This is a genomic window from Stenotrophomonas sp. 169 (assembly GCF_014621775.1).
Lineage (GTDB): Bacteria > Pseudomonadota > Gammaproteobacteria > Xanthomonadales > Xanthomonadaceae > Stenotrophomonas.
In genome coordinates, this window is the sequence record NZ_CP061204.1 from 3,685,217 (window position 1) to 3,704,529 (window position 19,313).

The window sequence follows — 19,313 nt, forward strand, 5'->3', positions numbered from 1 at the left end:
CCTATTAAGTGGGTATGACATAGAGAAATTACCCGTTTTCCTAGATGAATTCACCCCGCTATTCTGTAGGCACTGCTCCGATGAAGTACGCCGTGGAGGCACCATGCGAGACATCAGCTTGTCAAAAGTTATGCAAGGAGGGCAGCCGCTGTCGGCGCTCTCAAATCCAAGGGAAGCTATCCGGCAGTTCACCCCGAACTGGTTCGCCGCCACGATGGGTACGGGCATCCTGGCCCTGGCGTTAGGACAGCTTCCAGGAGATATCGCGCTGCTGTCATACGCGGGAAAAGCTCTTTGGCTGTTCAACATTGTGCTTTTCAGTGCCTTTACGCTTATGTACGCGGCACGTTGGGTTTTCTTTTTCAACGAAGCCAAGCAAATCTTCGGTCATTCAACCGTCTCTATGTTTTTCGGCACGATCCCGATGGGGCTGGCAACCATCATCAACGGCTTGATGCAGTATGGCGTACCGACCTGGGGTGATGCCCTAATACCATTAGCCCATGGCCTGTGGTGGTTAGATGTCGCCATGGCACTGGCTTGCGGTGTTCTCATTCCATTCATGATGTTCACGCGGCAAGAGCACAGCATCGACCAGATGACTGCTGTGTGGTTACTTCCCGTTGTCGCTGCGGAAGTCGCTGCCGCCAGTGGTGGGGTGATCGCTCCACATTTGGCCGACGCGAGCGCGCAGTTCAATATGCTGATTACCAGCTACGTGCTGTGGGCCTACTCCGTCCCTGTAGCCTTGAGCATTCTGGTAATCCTGGTGCTACGCCTGGCGCTTCATAAACTGCCTCACAAGAGCATGGCTGCATCATCGTGGTTATCGCTAGGGCCTATTGGAACCGGAGCGCTGGGCATGCTGGTCATCGGCGGCGACGCCCCTGCCATCTTTGCCGCTCACGGCATGGCTAATGTTGGAGCCGTGGCAGCAGGGATTGGCCTAATCGCGGGCATTTTGTTCTGGGGCCTTGGCTTGTGGTGGATGCTCTTGGCACTGCTTATCACTGCTCGATATGCGAAAGGTGGTATTCCATTCAACCTAGGCTGGTGGGGCTTCACATTCCCTTTAGGCGTCTACGCCGTGACCACCTTGAAATTGGGCGTGATCGTGGACTTGGCATTTTTCGACGTTCTGGGTGTGATTTTAGTGCTGGTGTTGGCGGTAATGTGGTTGGTGGTGGCGGCGAAGACCACCATAGGTGCTTACCGAGGGAATCTGTTCGTATCCCCCTGCATCGCTTCTCTCAAGGCAAAGCAGGCCCAGCGTTAAGTAAAATCATGTAGCCGCCTCGATGCCCGCGACAGCGTCGCAACGATAGCCTTGGCTGCGTTGGGATTTGTACACACTGAAAGCGAGCTCGGGTATGGCATTTCGAGCAGGCTCAGGTGACCGCCTGTTACTTCATGAATCGGGATCTGACTTGCTCAATTTGGTTCGTCCTCCTCGACTTTTTTCGGGGCGCTCACGGCATTGCGCTGAGAGTGGAATTTATTGATGTCCGAAAGACGGATATCAGTCGGTAGGGCATGGCGGTGCTTGCTGTGGCCCACGCGCTGGGCGTGATAGATCCCGGTATGGCCGGACACCAGATAACTGGCGATACAGGCAATCGCGGCAAGTGGGGCAATCTCTGGGCCGAACAGCTCCATGGCCATGACGATGGTCGCCAGTGGTGTGTTGGCGGCACCGGCGAAGACTGCGACGAAGCCGATACCGGCGAGCATCGAGAATGGGAGGTGTAGCAGCGGCGCAAGCGCGTTGCCCAGCGTCGCGCCGATGTAGAACAGCGGCGTGACCTCGCCACCTTTGAAGCCTGTGCCGAGTGATGCGACGGTAAACGCGAGTTTGCCGAACCAGTCCCATGGCGCAACGGGGGCTGCAAGGGACTGGACGATGTTCGGAATACCTAGGCCGACGTACTGATAGGCATCCAGTGCCCACACCGCCGTGGCCACCACTATCCCACCAAGAACAGGGCGCAAAGGCGAATAGGGAATCAGCTTTTTTATCCACGCCCCGAGGGTATGGGTGGCGGTAGCGAACAGCAGCCCCGCGAGTCCGAACACGATGCCTGCTACAACCATTGCCACTACTGTCCAGAACTGCACGGGCGCGATCTCGCCGATGACGTAGTGGGTGTGCACGACGCCCCAGAGCAGCCCGACTTGATCGGCGACGATGGCGGCGACCATGCATGGGAACAACGCGTCGTAGCGCATGCGGCCAATGGCGAGCACTTCAAGGCCGAACAATGCTCCCGCCAGCGGGGTGCCGAAGACCGAAGCGAAGCCTGCGCTGATGCCTGCCATGAGCATGATTCGGCGATCTTCGGGGTGCAGTCGGAACAGGTGGGTTATCTGATCGGCCAGAGCACCGCCCATTTGCACGGCAGTGCCTTCGCGTCCGACCGATGCGCCAAACAGATGCGAGATTAGCGTACCCGCAAGCACCAGTGGCACCATGCGCAGCGGTACGGTTTGCTTCGGGTCGTGAATCTCGTCGATCAGCAGGTTGTTGCCCGCGTCTACCGGCTTGCCAATCAGGTGGTAAACCAGCCCTACAGCAAAGCCTGCCAGCGGCAGCAGCCAGATGGCCCAGCGGTGGGTCTCGCGCCATTGAGTGGCGTGATCGAGGGAGAACAGAAATAGCGCGGATGCCGATCCCGCCAAAAGTGCCACGGCGCTGGCAAGTACCAGCCATTTCCCGATGTAGGGAAGCAGGACGAGTTGTTCAGGTTTTCTGAGTTTTGACATGGGGTCGGCCACACAAAGGAAAGTGAGCCTGACCAAGAAGGGATTTTTCGCGCGAACGCCTACAGTCCTGTCTTGATCAGGTATCTGTAGGCATCATCAGCTGCTACGGGCGCAGCGGTTGGTAAGTGGAGGAATGCCATCTCCAGGGCCCGAATATAGCGATCTCTCCCGGAGATGTAAACTTGGTCATCAGGTAGAAGGACGAATAGCTTTCCTAAAAGCTTGTCATGAGTAACAGGAGCATCGACTCGCATCTCACTCGTAAATTCAAGTGTCTGCTTCAGCCGATTTCTACTGGTCAAGGCGAGTCCCTTGCCCTGGTTAAGTCCATGCAATGTAAGCGGCAAGCAACACACCTTACACATATCAGGCAGGCATCCACTGATGCGGCAGCAGCTGCTCGATCTCGCTGGCCCGCTGCGTCGGCAGCCGCGTCAGCACATCCTTGAGATAAGCATACGGATCATGCCCATTGATGCGCGCCGACTGGATCAGGCTCATGATCGCCGCCGCCCGCTTGCCGCTGCGCAGCGACCCTGCAAATAACCAGTTCGAGCGCCCAAGCGCCCAAGGCCGGATCAAGTTCTCGATCTGGTTGTTGTCGATGGGCACAGCACCATCTGCCAGGTAGCGCGTCAGCGCTACCCAGCGTTTGAGGCTGTAATCCAGGGCCTTGGCCGTGGCTGAGCCATCGGGCACAAGTTCACGTTGGGCCAGCATCCACTCATGCAGTTTTCCAGCGATGGGCACCGCTGTTTCCTGGCGTAATCGCCAACGGTCTTCGTCGTTCATTTCCTTGGCGTGTCGCTCGACTTCGTAAAGCCCGCCAATCGAGTGAAGCGCCTGCTCTGCCAATTGGCTTTTGTTGGCTACATGCAAGTCAAAGAACTTACGGCGTGCATGGGCCATGCAGCCGATTTCGGTGATGCCCAGCTCGAAGCTAGCCTTGTAGCCTGCGAAGTCGTCACAGACCAGCTTGCCGTGCCAGGTGCCCAGGAAGTTGCGTGCGTTTTCACCGGCACGGCTGGGGCTGAAGTCGTAGACCACGGCCTTGAGGGCCGAGAATGGCGTAGTGCTGTAGGCCCAGACATAAGCGCGGTGGGTTTTCTTCTCGCCGGGCGCCAGCATTTGTACCGGCGTTTCATCGGCGTGAACCACGCGCTGGGCCAGCACCACTTCGCGCAACGCATCGACCAGCGGCTGAAGCTGTACGCCGGTTTGGCCCACCCACTGCGCCAGGGTCGAACGTGGTATAGCCAGGCCGGCACGGCCGAAGATCTTTTCCTGTCGATACAGCGGCAGGTGGTCGGCGAACTTGGCTACCATCACGTGCGCCAGCAGGCCGGCGGTGGGAATGCCCTTGTCGATCACCTGTGGGGGTACCGGGGCCTGGATCAGTGTTTCGCACTGCCGGCAGGCCCATTTCCCACGCACGTGCCGTTCGACGGTGAACACGCCCGGCGTGTAGTCCAGTTTTTCGCTGACGTCTTCACCGATGCGCTGAAGCTGGCAGCGGCAAGCGCACTGAGTGTTGTCCGGCTCGTGATGGATCACAGTGCGTGGAAACTGCGGCGGCAACGGCGCACGCTTGGGTTGCTGGCTTGGTTCTGTCTGTGCGGGAGCGGGATGGACGGCTTTTAACTCGGCCTCGATGGCTTCGAGGTCGGTATTGAGCAGGTCATCGAGCAAGCTGCCTTGCGCCGGGCTGATATGCTCGCTGCGCTTGGCAAACTTGTGGCGTTTAAGGATGGCGATTTCGTGAGTGAGCTGCTCGATGATCGTTTCATCACGATGGATCTTTCGGCTCTGGGTATCGACCTTGGACATCAACTGCGCAGCCAGTATGCGCAGTTGTTCGGGGGTCATTTGGTCGAGATCGGGCAAGGAAGTCATAGTGGTGGATTTTACCAAAGCAGCCCGACTGCTTCAGCTAAAAGGCAGCATTTAAAGCAATGTAATTGCGCCGCCCGCACCGACTCGTTGCCAGGGTAATCCCAGTACCAGGGCCTGGAGTTGTTCGGGGTCGAGTTCGACTTCCGTTCCACGATGGAGGCCTGGCCAATGAAACTTACCTTGGTTCAAGCGCCGTGCCGCCAGCCAGATACCGACGCCGTCGTGCACCAGGACTTTCATCCGATTGGCCCGACGGTTGGCAAAGAGGTAAGCGCAGTGCGGCTTCGCCGCACCGAACACCGCGACCACTCGGGCCAACGCAGTCTCAGTGCCGGCGCGCATGTCCATAGGCTCGGTGGCGAGCCAGATTGCATCGACGCGAATCATTGAGCCAAGCCACGAATGAAACAGGCGCAGCCGTCCGGATCCGAGGCTGGCCATTTTACGGTGATGGATTTATCACCCAGAGGCAGCGAGATGATCACCATCTCTTCTGATGCTCGCCTTGGTACCGTTTTTACCGAAACGAAAGCCGGCAAGGTTGCAGGCGATTGATCCCGGTAAGTCGGTAGCCACTTGCGGATCACGTTGGCATTGATGCCGTGATGGATGGCTACGCTGGAAATTGTCGCTCCGGGTTGCAGGCATTCCTGGATAACCTGGGCTTTGAATGGTTTGGGGTAAGAGCTTCGTTGGCGCATGGAAATCCTGGCGATAAGGGTGATCGCGTCCGCTTAAAAATACGCGGACACCATCGCCCTTAATGCTGGATTTCGGTAGGTGACATCACCGGACGGTTACGCTGGTCAGCGAGCCTCCCCACTTCCATGGAGGTGTGCCGAGTCAGCCGGGCGGTGGACAGCCCTCACAACAACGACGAGCAGCCTTCGCAGTTTCTCAGTTGATCAGATCTTCCCTAACGCTTGAATACCTCGCATCAATACAAAGTTTGCGGGATCGATTCTTTGGTAGCAGGGCTCGAAGCGATCCATTTCGATGTCTTCGTCCAGAAGATCATACGGCTCACTCAACATGCTGACAGGAACACGGGCAATTCTCTGTTGCAAGTGCTTCATCTTTACCGATAGCAGAAGCCGCTCTTTGATCAATAGGAACGTGCTTAGCTCAGCAAGATCAAGCTCGTTCGTAGCAAGCACCAATTCTGGTCCGACCACAGGGTAAAGCCTAATCCAAGCACCGTCGAAGGTCTGGCAAAAAAAACAGCGCGCCCAGGACTCTTACTTGAGCAGGCGAAGCCCAAGCGAACTCGGAAAATGACACAGCCTCGTCAAAGGACCGCCAGCCCGAGCAACGCACTACGCTGAAGACGAGATCCGCATCGGCATGGAAGAAGCCGTCATCGCAGAAGAACGTCCCCCGTGGGTAGCTTCCACCTCTCGGGTGGAACATCATCACGCGCAGACGAGGTGTCTGATCATAACCAGAGAATGAAAATCCCAACTCAAGTTCTTCCGGAGAGAGCCTCTGCCGAACCCTGTTCTCGCTAGTTCATTCTCGTGACAACCCACTGCACTTCTCAAAGATCTCATCCAGTGCGAGCACAAGCTTGCTCGTATCGTAAACTGAATCGCCTAGAATTTCCCAAACGATGGGTAGCCACTATCTGGATTCCGCATTTGGCCAGAAGCAGTCCTTGAAAGCATCTCCGCGAGAGACCAATGCAGACTGAAGGCGGAAGTCCACCAACGGCAGCTATGCGGCTCAAGCGGCGTATTAAGCACCGCACGGAAACAGAGCTTGCACGGCAAGCGGACTTTGGGTCGCAAGCAGCTCATTGCACATGAGATACTGACGATGAGCCCTCACAATGACCTGGCACTCGCTACAGTGTCATTTGTGCTTCTTATTAACCCTCAGGCAGTCCTTTTCCTTAGCATAGGTATTGACTGCTCCATTAGTTTTTAGAAACTCTAGCAATTGAACTACGGGTGGCGTATTCGGCACCTTGGGGCGATCCTTACCCACATCGGTGAGAGCTGCGTAACCACCGCCCAGAATCCTGAGAATGGAAGAGACTTGCGGCTCAGTGAGCCCACTTAGCACAGCTACAAGCAATACCACTATAGTGCCGGAGTCTGCACCTGCCTTGGCGAGACGCTCAATCAGTCCATACTCCAGTCTCATACCTCGCTCTGCGGCGTACCTGCCAAGTCGCTTAAGACCTCCAGCGTCGCTAGCGTCCGCATACGCCAACGCATTCGCGACGATTGCTTCCTTGATAGTCACCGACACGGACTTGCTACCTAGAAGCGCCTCTAGGTCGTGGCCTATAGCGGCCGGCGTCATGAAATTAGCGAACTTCCTGGAGAAAGCGATGAGGCTCTCTTTGGTGCTCCAGCTCATTGCGCTAACACGGAGATACGACTGAATTGTGTCGTTGATGACGTTCTGCCGCAACAAGTCTGCGAAAAGGGCGCCCTCCTCAGGCTCAATCGCCGTGGGGTCAAGGAAATACTGCAAGCGCAAGGAAGCGCAAAGCTTGGCACGCGCGCTCGCGGATAGAAGGGCTCGAGCTTGCAGTACAGCAAATGCGATCATCTTCTTATCCTCCTCTGCATCGCCCTGCTCTGCCACATCGGTGATGACACCGCTCTGGCGTAGGACCGTCACAAGGCTGCCGTCCACCTCTCCACATTCTTGCAAATAAAGATGCACGTTGCGCTGGCTGGCCTTGAATCGACACTGACTAGCCAACAGTGTCCACACGCCAGATGGAACCTCAGATATGTCATCAAGAACACAGTCCTCAGCCGCCGTCCGAATCAACTGTTCCAACAACGCTCTATCAGCGGAGGCAGAGTCCGCCAGGACACGGGCGAAGTGCCGGCCTTCCGCTACTGAGGGAGATATCCCCTCCAAGCTAGAGAGGTACGCTGACAAATGGTTGATTGCGTGTGAGTAGACCGCTCCGCTGACCTGCTCAATTCGATCTAGAGCTAAGCTGCACTGATCACCAACGGCAATCTGAAGGTTCTCTGCCGTGACCTGGTAAAGATGCCTGCTGATGAATATCTTCCGTGCTTCGGCGCCAAGTGGCTGAAGCGAACTCAACTCTATGCCCAGCCGCTCAAGGAGGCTCGCAACCAACTCTAGCTGCTCTTCCGTGGTCTCATCGGATGAGAGAAGCTCAAGCTCCCCGTAATTGTCAGATACAAACGCAGAGATCTCTCCACTGGCCACGTATTTAACTTCAGAGGATAGCGTTGATAAGGCAGAGTTGAAGAGCATGAGGCGATCCGAAAACTCAAGCTCAACCTCAGAAGCCAGGTACGCGAGGATCCTTGGCGTGATGGGCGTGATTCGCTCAACCAAATCATTACGCTTGGTTCCTCGCCTTAGATAGTTGCCGATAAAGGATTTTTGCTCCCTTCCGAGCTTCGAAAGAGAACTGACCATTTTCGCTGCAGCGTGGTCATGCGCTGTCGATGCTAAAAGGTAATTCAGGATATCAATGTTGTATAGAGCAGGCTCCCCAAGCAGGGAACGGCGCTCGCGCAGGATTGCCTCCACGTCACCACCGGCGAGTGCGAAGTCCTCATCTATCTCATCTCTATCGACGTGATGGATGATGTAGTTTGTGGCAGCTGAGCTAACTCTGTCACCGTGAAAAGTTGCAGTGTAGAGAGTGAAATTGCGGTTGATATAACCTGATTTAAGCAGGTGATAGGCAAGCCCCTCCCGAAAAATCCCCTTAGCCACTTGATCAAGCCCGTCTCCCTCTACTTTTCCATCGACTTTCAAGTCGTCGCGCGCCATGAGATGGTGGATGTCTGCAATCTTCACAAATCGCATCAGCTCCCGCCGCTCTTCTTGAGACTCGATATTTTCCTTCCGATCCAAATCCCTCCAGGCCACTCGATCGAAAGTACCAAGAACACTCTGAAGATCCGTCCTAGCAAATGTCATACTTATCGAAGTATCGTTGTAATGCCGCGTGGGAAGATCCACTACGAGTGCAGGATCTCCGTCAGCCTCTATGAAATCCTTCCAGAACTTTTTAGTCAGAAGATCGTCGCGAGATATGACACTCCCATTCAGCACGAACGAAGCGTGATCATACTCTTTCCCGCAAGCCTTAATTACGACCATCAAATGAGTACGAAGCCGCTTACCGAGGTCATCGCTGCGACTAGCGATGGTCAGATCGAGTCTCGCCCTACGGCGCAGCTGAAGCACCTCGTCTTCAAGCCGCAGCAAGTTGGCAGTAATAGCCCGTCGACTTTTCAGGTACAGCTCATCCAGCCTACTCTTTCCTATCCGAATCGCCTCAAAGTCTGAGAGATGAGTGTTTTTATAGAGCATCATGGCAAACAGCTCAGTTTCACTCAGCTTCAAACCTCCAACGCCAGGCGCCAAGATCTTTTCACGAAATATTAGGAATTCGTTTCGAACATTCTTGAGAAGCCTCATGTCAGGCACGTAACGACTGGCTAGATCGACTAGATCAGTATCTATCGAGTGGGTCAGACCTTGAAGGAGCTGGGCCGTTAGGTTCCTCGCGCTCTGATGAGTGATGAATGGCACGACGGGGATGACGAGGTCGAAGAACTTTGTCCTGTTCGCACGTACGATCTCGACTTGGGCTGGGTCATCGCCAGCTTGTAGGTCATAAGCAAACTTCCGCCTATCCTGAGCGATTGACAGGCGATCGAAGATGCTGTCCTTGATCGCGTAGATAAAGCATATCCTTCCTTTGATCTGCGGAGACCCGTTAAGAAGTGCGTTGAGTGACCTAAGCGTCTCGAAGATGTGGGAATCATTGAACCTGTCGATATCTTCGAAAACAACGATCTTGTACTTCGACACCTCAAAGAAGTAGACGATCTCGTCTAAGTACTGATCAAAATAGGAAACTGATTTAGAGTCGAGCGTTACCGTTGCGGCGCCTGCCTTCAGCTCCTTAATATCAAGCCTTCCATAGAATGTGTGCCTGAGCAGTAAGGAAACGAGCGTCCCTACGCACAGAACTACCAAATGGGACCATGGCGCCGATAGATGCAAGTCAGCTAGCGCAACGACAATCTTGCTAGTCCAGCCGGTCAAGATGAACACAGTCGCCAGGATTACTCCCACCAACAGCGCGAGAAGAGCTTCCCTCAGCCAGTGAAATCTCTCGATGCGCCTAAAGCGAGACCCGGGTGTCCTACCCGGTGTTTCTCTGTAAAGCAGTTGCTTAACGATCTCCTGCTGAATCGTGTTTGTCGGAGTCGTAGCCTGTTTCGGAGGCCCCTCCTCCCCCTCAAGCTGCTCAATAGGAGCCAAAGTAGAAAGTGATAATTCCAGCACCGCTTTTTTATGAGTTTCTGCTACACGCTTCAGGATGCTGCTCTTTCCAACGCCATAGCTACCAGACAGGGCAATGTTATGAATCCCGGGGTTCGCTAAGGCAGCATTGAGTTTCTCGACATACAGTCCATGCTCAGCCTCGATGAAGCGGGGCGTAAGCGGATTCAATATCGGGCCCTTTTCGGGCTCCTTCTTACGCAAAAATTTGAACATCCCTTTTCTCTCCCCTGTTCCACATCGAGTTCACCGAACTATCGCATCGGCCAATTTGAGCTTTCTGCGATTGTTTGGCAAGTAGCTTCTGGCTGGACCTAACAGCAGGTCGATCTGTCCAGACGGTGCCGAGCGTTATGTCGCTTCCCGGATCAGCACGCTTCTAGCGTCGGTGGCATCCCGCGCGCGCCAGGGATGCCGGCAGTCCGAACGAATTCTTCAATAGCGTACCTGTGCATCGCCAAGGTGACCATTGGGTGTCGCCGTGCAAGAGCGGGAGCTGCCACGACTCAGTGCTGGCAGCGGGCTCTGCCTCAGTGTTCTTCAATAGCAAGGCTATCGGCAGGGTCGGCGATCCCGTGGCATGTGGATCGCACCTCGCGGACGCCCAGGCAACGTGTTCGCTGGTTAGGCGGTTTGTAGGCGTAAGACCGGGCGCGCATCTGGTTACCTAGCATATTGCGGGCTCTACGCCATCCAGTGTATTTTGTATGTGTGAATAAATATCTGGATCCCCAAGTGCCGATTGAAGTAATACGGGTCAATAGTCTGACTCAGTATCTGGAGGCGATTGTGAGCATCAACGATAAGACACAATCTATCGCTGGTGCAGTTTATAGAGGGCAGGCTGATAGTAGCTGGCCCGTTACCTCCGGGCTGAGCCGATTCTTGCGTAGTAGTCAGAGCCCATCTGCCGAGAAGCAGGCTAGAGACGCTTTTAAGATTTTTGACAAGCAGCGACACGCTTACCACCCCATGAGCTCCAACAACCCTTGGGATGTGCTCGCGCTCGCTCAGCACTTTGGGTTGCCGACCCGTCTCTTGGATTGGACGTTGTCACCCCACGTGGCGCTTTTCTTCGCTATTGATGGGATGCGCTACAACAGAGTCAAGATGTCCGAACTCTCTCAGGAGCAGGTGGCTGAGTTCGGCGAGGCGAGTCCCATTGACGACGAACACTGTTGCTTGGCAGAGAGTGATGCAGTTGTCTACATGGTACCGGGGACCCACAATGGGGCCTCTGCTCGTTGGGTCGAAGTAGATGACCTTCCAAAGGACGTGTTTGGAGAGGTTAAACATACGGGTGACATGGGTTTCTGTTTCGTCAGTCCAGCCGTAACTAATACTCGAATTAGGTGTCAAAGCGGGGTGTTTTCTATCGCTGCAAAATGCGGAGATGGATTTCCGATTAAGCATGCTTTTAAGATTATCGTTAACAGGGCTGCGGTTGCTACGATCAGATCGAACTTGGTAACGCTTGATATCGGGGCGAAAGCTATATTTGGTGATCTCGAAGGCGTTTGCCGAGAGCTGCTTTTCACGAAGTTTGGGGGATTCGCCAATCGCTACAAGACCTGAGATCTAGCCAGTCGCCGAGGCGCGCTCAAGTTCTGCAGATTGTTCTGGCTGTAGCTGGTCGCATTGCAGCTTCTGAGGCAGCGAATCGGCTCGCCGGCGATGAAGAATCATGGTCGGTCCTTGAGAAACCGAGCAACGGAGGACTGGAGGTGTCAGCCTTGGCCACTGGATTCTTTTTCGCTGGAGTGGATCAACGCATTCCCCGGGGGAGGTATTGTTTGGGCAGATTTGCTGTTGCCCAATTATCAGGCGGTGGTCTGTGTGCTATTCAGCTCAGATCGATGCCGCCCACAAGAAGCTCTTGCGGGCTTTCGGCCGGTCATGTCTCTAGCCAAGTTCGCAGCTCAGACTAAAGAACAACGGGGGCAAACGCCGTCGGGTTCCGAAGGGTCTAATCCAGACGGTCGATGCGATGCTCCCGGAGGGTGCCCGGCGCTCGTTCCAAGATGGCTTCGCCGCGGACGTATTGGGGTGGCAGACAGAACTGTTCAAGCAGTCGAAGCGCCTAGCTGACGACGAGCGAAAGCTCGCCCAGAAGTTCACAAAGACAGCTGAGAAGGAAGTCGGAGCATCGCTGGCCGCAAGATCGACCAGCTGAAGCGATGGTTGGGAGACCTACACCGGACAGAGCTGAAGGCGAGCGACTGGAGTGTCTTCCCTCAATGGTACGCCCCTGTGCTCGTGCGGGGGGCGATAGGTACGCCATCAAGCCGATGCGGCACCGATTGCGGAAGCCAGGCCTGCCAGCGTCGAGCGATTGGGTCAGGGAGGGGGCCAAGCGCCGCATGTCGGGTAACTACAACGCCCGCCGGGACGATCTAGGGCGCTACTGGAAGAAGCAGTTTGGGTACACCCACAGACTGATCGTGGTGGACTCTTTCCTGGACAACGTAGAGCTACCTGATGGCCAGAATCAGAGGCTCCAGTTCAACCCAAGTAGCGGCGAACCAATGCTCGTGGTCCGTCTATGGGCGAACTGGCAGGACCCAGAAGGCATCGAACCGGACATAATGTGCTTTGCCGCAATGACAGATGAGCCAGAGCCCGAAGTCGCGGCTGCCGGCCACGACCGCACCGTGATCAACATCAAGCCCGACCATATCGAGACCTGGCTCAACCCGGATCCGGCGAACCTGCTGGCTCTTTACGCGATCTTTGATGACAAGCGCCCCGCCCCTTTCTACGAGTACAAAATAGCCGCGCAGCTCGTACGGATTGTTTGATCAGGGCAGGGCAATCTATTACTCTGGGGCGGAAATGGGTGTCGACGTATTCGATGCACCATAGAAGGGATTCGCATCGCTCTCCTAGCCCGCCGCCGTCCGGCGGCAACACCTTGAGTACATATGGCGGCCAACATCACTTTTTATTGAGCAGAATGCCCCCGTTGATGAACATGGCTGGGCACTTTACGCGATTGCACGTTCCGTCGTTAGCGCGCTTGTCGATTCCATCAGTGACGAAGACTTGAGGGAGCTCAATATGCCGCTTGATTCGGTCCGCATGAGGCAGTTGGCCAAGATTGCACGCCTCGAGCGCGATAAGGTTATGCGGGGAGACGGATTCGAGTGGGCAGTCCACGAAGCATTGCCTGGAAAAGAGCCGAGCGTGCAGGACCCAATTTCGATGACACTTCGACGGGACCGCTTCTGCAGTTGGCGCAATTAGCAGTAGCCAAGACTTAAAATTATCCAGGGGTATTGCATGTTCAATCTTTTGATCTCGTCGAGAGAGGATAGTTGGAAGTCGGGTTCTTTTGAGATGGACAAGTCTCGGGTGATAAACGGGTACACGGCGGAGGAAATCAAACAGCGATTCAAGTCGCTCAGCCCCAAAGTGATTGAGGAGATCAAGTCCTTTCCATGCCTCTTTGTGGTTGAACACGAAGTAATCGAATCACGAGTCGGCCGGATCACGGGCATTCGAGTCCGGGAGGCCTCCGTAGTAATCAAATTTGAGCTCGATCCGATATTTCCACCCCTCGCTCCAGGGGCCATCGACGCGCTTCGGTCAGAGATTGATCTAGGGCGTTGGGAGCTTGGGAACACCCACTGGGCCATCAAGGATGAGCCGATCTTCGAGATCCTAGAAAGGCGCGGCTTTGTAACCCCTCAACAGGTGGATGCATCGCTTAAACTCGCAGCTCCGAGCTCACCAGATCCGGCCCCGACTCCAACACCCGCGGGTGAGTTTGATACCAGGCAGGTTTTTGTGGTGCACGGGCATGATGAGATTGCCAAGCTTGAAATGGCAGAGTTCGTGCGTAGCGTCGGGCTCGAGCCGATCATCCTGCACATGCAGGCAAGTTCGGGCCGAACCATTATCGAGAAGATCGAGAGCTATTCGAATGTTGGATTCGGTGTTGTGCTCTACACGCCCTGTGATACGGGCGCTCCAGCCGGGTGCCTGACAGCGCGATACCGCGCACGCCAGAACGTAGTATTTGAACACGGTTTTCTGATCGGGAAATTGGGGCGTTCTCGAGTGGCCGCCATGGTGAAGGGCCCTATCGAGACTCCTAACGATATCAGTGGAGTGGTGTACATCCAGCTGGACTCTGAAGAGCGCTGGAAGGACGAGCTGACCAAGGAGATGAGGGCAGCGGGCTATCAGGTTTAAGTCGGTCGAGCCCGGTGTGGTTGGCCCGCTGACTGGTGCCGGACAGCGCGTACTTGAGAAGCGCTGCGCGCCGTCCTCGCCAATGATCGAGCGCGCTTACATCGCATCGGTTGGGAGTCAGCTTTCGGCCACCAGCGCCCCTATTCCCACCAGCTATGCTGAGCCGCACAACCAAGAGCAACACGCCGCACCCCACAAGCACGCCCGCATTCAAACAATTGCTTGAAACGCGCATAACTTCGCCGAACTGGACATCAACTCCAGCTTCCGCCAGACTGCCGCCCTTTCCTGTTGTTCGGCTCCCATGGCGAAACTGCTGGTCCTGCACGGCCCCAACCTCAACCTGCTCGGTACGCGCGAGCCGGGGGTCTATGGCCACACCACCCTGCCCCAGATCGACCAGGCGCTGCATGCGCAGGGCGCGGCGGCAGGCCACACAGTAGAAAGCCTGCAGTCCAACGCCGAGCACGTGCTGGTGGACCGCATACAGGCCGCGCGTGCCGATGGCACCGCCTTCATCCTGATCAACCCGGCCGCGTTCACCCACACCTCCGTCGCCCTTCGCGATGCGCTGGCAGCCGTGGACGTGCCGTTCATCGAAATCCACCTGTCCAATCCGCATTCGCGTGAGCCCTTCCGCCAGCACAGCTATTTCAGTGACAAGGCGATCGGCGTCATCTGCGGTTTCGGTGCCGACAGCTACCGTTACGCGATGGATGCCGCCGTACAGCGGCTGTCCAGCGTCTGAAATCCGAACGGGCGCCTGCGCCCTTCCCACCCCAGATAATCAAAAACAAAGAGGCCCCCATGGATCTGCGCAAAATCAAGAAACTGATCGACCTGCTGGAAGAGTCCAACCTCGCCGAGATCGAGATCAAGGAAGGCGAAGAATCCGTGCGCCTGTCGCGCGCACCGGTCGGCACCTTCGCGCAGATGGCGGCCACGCCGCCGCAGATGATGATGGCCCCGGCAGCGGCCGCTGCCCCGGCGATGCCGATGCAGTCCCCGACCGAAGCCTCCACCGGCGGCACCGCCAAGCCGGGCAACGCACTGCCGGAAGGCCACGTGCTGCGCTCGCCGATGGTTGGCACGTTCTATACGTCGTCGTCGCCGGAAAAGCCGGCCTTCGTCAGCATCGGCCAGCAGGTCAAGGCAGGCGAGACCCTGGCGATCATCGAAGCGATGAAGATGTTCAACCCGATCGAAGCCGATGCGTCGGGCACGATCGTCGCCATCCTCGGCGAGAACGGCCAGCCGGTGGAATTCGACCAGCCCCTGTTCGTGATCGGCTGAGGGGCAGACCATGCTCGATAAAATCGTCATTGCCAACCGAGGGGAAATCGCGCTGCGCATCCTGCGCGCGTGCCATACCCTCGGCATCCGCACCGTGGCCGTGCACTCCACGGTCGACCGCAACCTCAAGCACGTGGCCATGGCCGATGAGTCGGTCTGCATCGGTCCCGCTGCATCGACGGACAGCTACCTCAACATCCCGGCGCTGATCGCCGCGGCGGAAGTCACCGACGCGCAGGCCATCCATCCGGGCTACGGCTTCCTGTCGGAGAACGCGAACTTCGCCGAACGTGTCGAAGAATCCGGTTTCATCTTCATCGGCCCCAAGGCAGACACCATCCGCCTGATGGGCGACAAGGTGGAAGCGATCCGTGCCATGAAGGCTGCCGGCGTGCCGTGCGTGCCGGGCTCGGGTGGTCCGCTCGGCGATGACATCGTCGCCAACACCAAGATCGCCCGCGAGATCGGTTACCCGGTCATCATCAAGGCGTCCGGCGGTGGCGGCGGTCGCGGCATGCGCGTGGTGCATGCCGAAGCGTCGCTGAAGACCTCCATCGAAACCACCAAGAGCGAAGCCAAGGCCGCGTTCGGCAACGGTGAGGTCTACATGGAGAAGTACCTGGAGAATCCGCGTCACGTGGAAATCCAGGTGCTCGCCGACGGCCAGGGCAACGCCATCCACCTGGGTGAGCGCGACTGCTCGATGCAGCGTCGCCACCAGAAGGTGGTGGAAGAAGCGCCCGCACCGGGCATCAGTGCCGAAGCCCGCGAACAGATCGGCAAGGTCTGCGTGGAAGCCTGCGTACGCATCGGCTACCGCGGCGCCGGCACCTTCGAGTTCCTGTACGAAGACGGCAACTTCTACTTCATCGAAATGAACACCCGCATCCAGGTGGAGCATCCGGTCACCGAGATGGTCACCGGCATCGACCTGGTGGTGGAGCAGCTGAAGATCGCCGCGGGCCAGAAGCTGTCGATCAAGCAGAGCGACATCGTGCTGACCGGCCATGCCATTGAATGCCGCATCAACGCGGAAGATTCGGAAACGTTCGTACCGAGTCCGGGCCAGATCACCGCCTTCCATGCACCGGGTGGCCCGGGTGTGCGCGTGGACACCCACATCTATGCGGGTTATCGCGTGCCGTCGAACTACGATTCGATGATCGGCAAGCTGATTGTGCACGGACCGGACCGCGAGACCGCCATCGCCCGCATGCGGGTGGCGCTGAGCGAGATGGTGGTAGATGGCATCAAGACCAACGTGGCCCTGCAGCAGCGCATCATGCGCGACAAGGGCTTCCAGGCCGGTGGGCAGAACATCCACTACCTGGAAAAGCGGTTGAACGAGCGCAAGACGAAGTCGATTGCGCTGACGTAAGCCGATGGCAGCGCCGAGCGGGGCTCGGCGCTGCGTATCACGCCCCCGTCTTACGGACGGGGGTCTGCGGCGATCTGGCTGCCCGGTACCGGACGCACGCCGTTGGGCGAGGTCGGGTCGACGATCATCATCGTCTCGGTCGAGCCATCGGGCCAGACCACCTGGAAGGTGCTGCCGGCCGGCAGCGAATTGAACGGCATGCCACTCTGCGCGCGATACACGGCGGCCACCTGGCTGGCACCGCTGCGGCGCGCATCCGGCGTGGACTGCACCTTGGTCAGTTCCACCGAGGACAATCGTCGGTAACGTTCCTCCTGGGTATCGATCATCAGCAGCCCCACCGCACCGGCGGAGTAGGCCACGAACAACGCCACCCAGAACCAGAACTTCGCACCGTGCAGGACTCGACGGTAGTTCATCGCCCTTTCCTCTTTCCAATCAGTTCTTCGACCCATTCGGTCATTTTCTCGGCACCCTGCCGCGATACCGCAGCGTCATAAACAAAATCAGTGAAATCCTGGTCGGTCTGCTGGCTGCAGATGCCGCCGTTGGCGCAGAAGCTGTTCATCAGCACGCTGTCGCTGCCGCAGGCCATGCCCAGTTCGCAGGCGGCAACGCGCCACGCCAGTTCGCTCAACGCCTCGCCTGCCACCAGCCCGGTCATCGCGCGGTCGCCCGATGCGCGGATGCCCATCGCCGGCGCCAGCGCCATGTAGGCCTCTGGATCGTGTGAGTCGCGCACGCGCTGCACCAGCCCGCGGCGATAGTCTTCATCGGTCTGCAGCGGTTGCCCGTCAGCCAACAGCGATGCCTCGGCGGCAAGGTTGCCGGCCTGGGCGGCCTGACGGCGCTGGGCGAACACCAACGGGTAGCCCAGGCCGTCGCTGGCCACGAAACCACCACACCGCGCGGCCACGCGCTGGCGGGCCGATGCCATGGCCGTCGACGCGCGCTCGCCCATGCCGTTCAGCACCGTGTTGTCCAACTGGTAGCCGCCCGGATCATTGGCGTACTGGCTGCAGTAGTCGTACACGCGGCTGAGCATCCAGCGCGCTTCGACGTTGCCACTGTCGGCCTGCCAGCGCAGCCGCTGCGCATACGCAAACAGATCCGTATCGCCTTCGATGTCCGCGCGGATGTCCAGCGGCAGCCCCGACGGCACGCTGTTGAGCGTGGATTCGCTGGCGAGGCGCCGCGCCAATGCGGCGGGAAGCGACGGCGTCGCCTGTGCGGTGTCCTGCTGCGGTGCCGTGCCCTGTTCCATTGCCATGCGCCCCGATCCGTCAACCTGCTTCAGGTGATCGCCCATGCGCACGCCTGCCGCACCGAGCAATACCACGGCAGGCAGAACGAACAACCAGGTTTTGAGGGCAGGCACGGACGCCATCGGGTTACAAGCCATTGACTCGCAAGGCAAGGTCGCGAGTCTAGCAAGGGGATGCGTGCTTGTCCGGGCACCGCGATTCAGTCTCAGGATCGCAGGAGATTTCGGTGCGCGGGCCGGATCGACTAGCATTCCCTTCTTTGCCGGACTACGCCTGCCACCATGCCGTTCCTGGAACTGACCCTGCGCTGCACCGAAGCCACCCAGCCCCGCTACGAGAACGCGCTGGAGGATGTCGGCGCGCTGGCGGTGACCCTGCTCGATGCGCAGGCCGACACCAGCAACGAGCGGGCCATCCTGGAACCGGGCGTCGGCGAGACCCCGATGTGGGACGCGCTGGTGCTCAGCGCGCTGTTCCCGCACGACGCCGACGGCCTGCTGCTGCTGGCCGCACTGGAAGCCTTCGATGATGGCCTGGACTGGTCGACCGTCAGCTTCGCAGCGGTGGAAGACCAGGACTGGGAGCGCGTCTGGCTGGACCAGTTCGCGCCGATGCCGTTCGGCCAGCGCGCATGGATCGTGCCGTGGAACCACGAGCTGCCCGAGGCCGCGCAGGCCGCCGATGCAGCCGTGGTGCGGCTGGATCCTGGCCTGGCCTTCGGCTCCGGCACCCACCCCACCACCGCGCTGTGCCTGCGCTGGCTGGATGGCCTGGCGGGCGAAGGCCTGCTGCAGGGCCAGCGGGTGCTCGACTTCGGCTGCGGCTCGGGCATCCTGGCGCTGGCTGCGCTGAAGCTGGGCGCGGCCGAAGCGATCGGCGTGGACAACGACCCGCAGGCCCTGATCGCCACGGCGGACAACGCCGAACGCAACGGCGAGCTGCCGCGCATGCACGTATACCTGCCGCAGGACGAACCGGTGGCCACCTATCCCATCGTGGTCGCCAACATCCTGGCCTCTGCTTTGGATGCGCTGGCCGACCTGCTGGCGGCGCGTGTTGCCAGCGGCGGTCGCATCGCCCTGTCGGGCATCCTGCATGGCCAGGAGGATGATCTTCTGAAGCGGTACGCCACGTGGTTCGACGACCTGCAGGCGACCCAGGACGGCGATTGGATGCGCATCACCGGCGTACGGCGCGCCTGAGCGCGTCTGGACGTGATTGAATAG

At 58.0% G+C, this 19,313-nt stretch carries 15 protein-coding genes and 1 riboswitch; of the genes, 8 read left to right on the forward strand and 7 right to left on the reverse strand.

The window, feature by feature from the left end:
- The first annotated feature begins 103 nt into the window (after positions 1-103).
- A complete protein-coding gene (locus tag ICJ04_RS16185) occupies positions 104-1,276 on the forward strand; it encodes a TDT family transporter (RefSeq protein WP_188325195.1) in 1,173 nt (390 codons plus the stop codon).
- Positions 1,277-1,431: 155 nt separating this feature from the next.
- Here ICJ04_RS16185 and ICJ04_RS16190 read toward each other — a convergent pair whose 3' ends face one another.
- The 5 genes from ICJ04_RS16190 to ICJ04_RS16210 all read right to left on the reverse strand — a co-directional run bounded on the left by ICJ04_RS16190 (position 1,432) and on the right by ICJ04_RS16210 (position 10,173).
- Positions 1,432-2,760, reverse strand: a complete 1,329-nt coding sequence (locus ICJ04_RS16190; protein ID WP_188325196.1) for a voltage-gated chloride channel family protein — start codon at positions 2,758-2,760, stop codon at positions 1,432-1,434.
- Positions 2,761-2,840: 80 nt separating this feature from the next.
- A riboswitch (Fluoride riboswitch) is annotated at positions 2,841-2,913 on the reverse strand.
- A 213-nt stretch (positions 2,914-3,126) separates the two neighbouring features.
- Positions 3,127-4,653, reverse strand: a complete 1,527-nt coding sequence (locus ICJ04_RS16195) for an IS66 family transposase (protein WP_188325197.1) — start codon at positions 4,651-4,653, stop codon at positions 3,127-3,129.
- Between the two features lie 51 nt (positions 4,654-4,704).
- Complete coding sequence (gene tnpB / locus ICJ04_RS16200) at positions 4,705-5,040, reverse strand: IS66 family insertion sequence element accessory protein TnpB (RefSeq protein WP_040266828.1); 336 nt, start codon at positions 5,038-5,040, stop codon at positions 4,705-4,707.
- Positions 5,037-5,354 (reverse strand): transposase, encoded by a 318-nt coding sequence (locus tag ICJ04_RS16205; protein WP_086974366.1) that lies wholly within the window; start codon positions 5,352-5,354, stop codon positions 5,037-5,039. Before ICJ04_RS16205 ends, tnpB begins: the two co-directional genes overlap by 4 nt.
- 1,150 nt (positions 5,355-6,504) lie before the next feature.
- Complete coding sequence (locus ICJ04_RS16210; protein ID WP_188325198.1) at positions 6,505-10,173, reverse strand: DNA-binding protein; 3,669 nt, start codon at positions 10,171-10,173, stop codon at positions 6,505-6,507.
- A 519-nt stretch (positions 10,174-10,692) separates the two neighbouring features.
- Between ICJ04_RS16210 and ICJ04_RS16220 the strand changes: the two genes are divergently transcribed.
- The 6 genes from ICJ04_RS16220 to accC all read left to right on the forward strand — a co-directional run bounded on the left by ICJ04_RS16220 (position 10,693) and on the right by accC (position 16,822).
- On the forward strand, positions 10,693-11,532 hold the full coding sequence (locus ICJ04_RS16220; protein ID WP_188325200.1) for an FRG domain-containing protein: 840 nt from the start codon (positions 10,693-10,695) through the stop codon (positions 11,530-11,532).
- Between the two features lie 785 nt (positions 11,533-12,317).
- Positions 12,318-12,755, forward strand: coding sequence for an SOS response-associated peptidase family protein (locus ICJ04_RS18545; protein WP_342589182.1), 438 nt, complete (start codon positions 12,318-12,320; stop codon positions 12,753-12,755).
- A gap of 481 nt (positions 12,756-13,236) precedes the next feature.
- Positions 13,237-14,151 carry a nucleotide-binding protein gene (locus ICJ04_RS16230; protein ID WP_188325201.1) on the forward strand — a complete coding sequence of 305 codons (915 nt, stop codon included), beginning with the start codon at positions 13,237-13,239 and terminating at the stop codon, positions 14,149-14,151.
- 304 nt (positions 14,152-14,455) lie between these two features.
- On the forward strand, positions 14,456-14,899 hold the full coding sequence (gene aroQ / locus ICJ04_RS16235) for a type II 3-dehydroquinate dehydratase (RefSeq protein WP_188325202.1): 444 nt from the start codon (positions 14,456-14,458) through the stop codon (positions 14,897-14,899).
- Positions 14,900-14,958: 59 nt separating this feature from the next.
- A complete protein-coding gene (gene accB, locus ICJ04_RS16240; RefSeq protein ID WP_188325203.1) occupies positions 14,959-15,444 on the forward strand; it encodes an acetyl-CoA carboxylase biotin carboxyl carrier protein in 486 nt (161 codons plus the stop codon).
- Positions 15,445-15,454: 10 nt separating this feature from the next.
- Entirely contained in the window at positions 15,455-16,822 is a 1,368-nt protein-coding gene (accC, locus tag ICJ04_RS16245; RefSeq protein WP_188325204.1) for an acetyl-CoA carboxylase biotin carboxylase subunit, read from the forward strand.
- Between the two features lie 50 nt (positions 16,823-16,872).
- Here accC and ICJ04_RS16250 read toward each other — a convergent pair whose 3' ends face one another.
- Both ICJ04_RS16250 and ICJ04_RS16255 read right to left on the reverse strand, forming a co-directional pair.
- A complete protein-coding gene (locus ICJ04_RS16250; protein ID WP_188325205.1) occupies positions 16,873-17,241 on the reverse strand; it encodes a hypothetical protein in 369 nt (122 codons plus the stop codon).
- Positions 17,238-18,209, reverse strand: coding sequence for a hypothetical protein (locus ICJ04_RS16255; RefSeq protein ID WP_188325206.1), 972 nt, complete (start codon positions 18,207-18,209; stop codon positions 17,238-17,240). Before ICJ04_RS16255 ends, ICJ04_RS16250 begins: the two co-directional genes overlap by 4 nt.
- A 159-nt stretch (positions 18,210-18,368) precedes the next feature.
- Here ICJ04_RS16255 and prmA point away from each other — a divergent pair, with 159 nt between their 5' ends.
- Positions 18,369-19,289 (forward strand): 50S ribosomal protein L11 methyltransferase, encoded by a 921-nt coding sequence (gene prmA / locus ICJ04_RS16260; RefSeq protein WP_188325207.1) that lies wholly within the window; start codon positions 18,369-18,371, stop codon positions 19,287-19,289.
- The last annotated feature ends 24 nt before the right edge of the window (positions 19,290-19,313 follow it).